Source organism: Corallococcus sp. AB049A, from assembly GCF_003668885.1.
Taxonomy (GTDB): Bacteria; Myxococcota; Myxococcia; order Myxococcales; family Myxococcaceae; genus Corallococcus; species Corallococcus interemptor.
In genome coordinates, this window is sequence record NZ_RAWL01001021.1 from 1 (window position 1) to 468 (window position 468).

Annotated in this window: 1 protein-coding gene; it reads left to right on the forward strand. The window is 57.7% G+C overall.

Going from position 1 to position 468, the window contains the following annotated elements; all coding sequences use genetic code 11:
* Positions 1–131 precede the first annotated feature (131 nt).
* A complete protein-coding gene (locus D7X55_RS46215) occupies positions 132–377 on the forward strand; it encodes a hypothetical protein (protein WP_008267212.1) in 246 nt (81 codons plus the stop codon).
* The last annotated feature ends 91 nt before the right edge of the window (positions 378–468 follow it).

The window sequence follows — 468 nt, forward strand, 5'->3', positions numbered from 1 at the left end:
CCCATGGGTGGTACTGGCAGAACCGCGGCAGCACCCCCGTGATCATCGAGGTGCAAATTACCGGCTACCAGGCCGACCTCTACCAGCCGTAACACCCGGCATAACGCCGAAATCAACCTAGGAGAAGCAACATGAAGAATCGTTTTGCCCTCATCAGCGTCCTTTTCGCTTCCATTGCAGCGTCCGCATCGGCCTTCGCACATGACCCGGCGCTTCATGCCGAGTCGGAAGTGAAGGAGGCGCCTAAGGCAAAGCCTGCTACGTGTGAACAGCTGGCTGACCGGACGAAGTTCAAGGTGGATCTTGCCGATCCTCAGACCAAGGCGCTGAAGGACCGGTGCGACGCTCAGGCGCAGTCCGCTGCCAAGAAGAAGTAATAGTCTGCGGCGAATGGTTCGGCTTGTGTGGAGCCGGACCATTCGTCTTTAGCCTTGAGTGAGACAAATAGCGGAAGCGCTGTCCTATCAC

Bases quoted from the DNA above. Each gene is read 5' to 3' on its own strand.
- D7X55_RS46215 (WP_008267212.1), top strand. From the start codon at position 132: ATGAAGAATCGTTTTGCCCTCATCAGCGTCCTTTTCGCTTCCATTGCA.